Consider the following 559-nt stretch of genomic DNA (forward strand, 5'->3'; position numbering starts at 1 on the left):
AAAACTGAGGGTGCCATCATCTTTTCCAATCTTTAATCCTACTGGTGCATTGCGTAAAAACCAGAAAAAATTGCCCGGAGCCCTGTTAATTTCCAACTTATAATTGATAGAAGAATCAACGTGAAGGGTCATGTATGGATTCAGGTTAAGAATCCGGAGGGTTGTATCAATGGGCGCCACTGGTAAACTGTCGGGACCAAGAGGAAGTGTGTCTAATCGATGACTACTGTCCCGTTTCGGGATTGTATCAACCACCTGAGCCTTCAAATCCATCTGACCAAACAGGAATAACAGAGTCGGTACCACAAAAAGGAAAAATCGTCTAATCATTCTCTGGTAATTTTTCGGTGCTTGCTGAAAAGTGAGGCAATATTACTTCATTTTCTAGAGAGATTGGTTTAACAGTTTGTTAGAATAAAAAGTCCCGGTGTAAAAAAACCGGGACTAAACCAAAACCAACTGCTTATGAGAAACAATTATTGAATTGCAATTTCTTTAGGCTGATCCAGCACAACCTCTTTTTTCGGCAAATAGAGTTTTAATAAACCTTGCTCATATT

At 39.4% G+C, this 559-nt stretch carries 1 pseudogene; it reads right to left on the bottom strand.

The window, feature by feature from the left end:
* Nucleotides 1-330 (bottom strand): annotated as a pseudogene (locus A1D16_RS04135) (hypothetical protein); the annotation flags it as partial.
* Between the last annotated feature and the right edge of the window lie 229 nt (nucleotides 331-559).

Origin of the sequence: Flavihumibacter sp. CACIAM 22H1 (assembly GCF_001601815.1) — a bacterium.
In the GTDB taxonomy this organism is placed as follows: Bacteria; Bacteroidota; Bacteroidia; order Chitinophagales; family Chitinophagaceae; genus Flavihumibacter.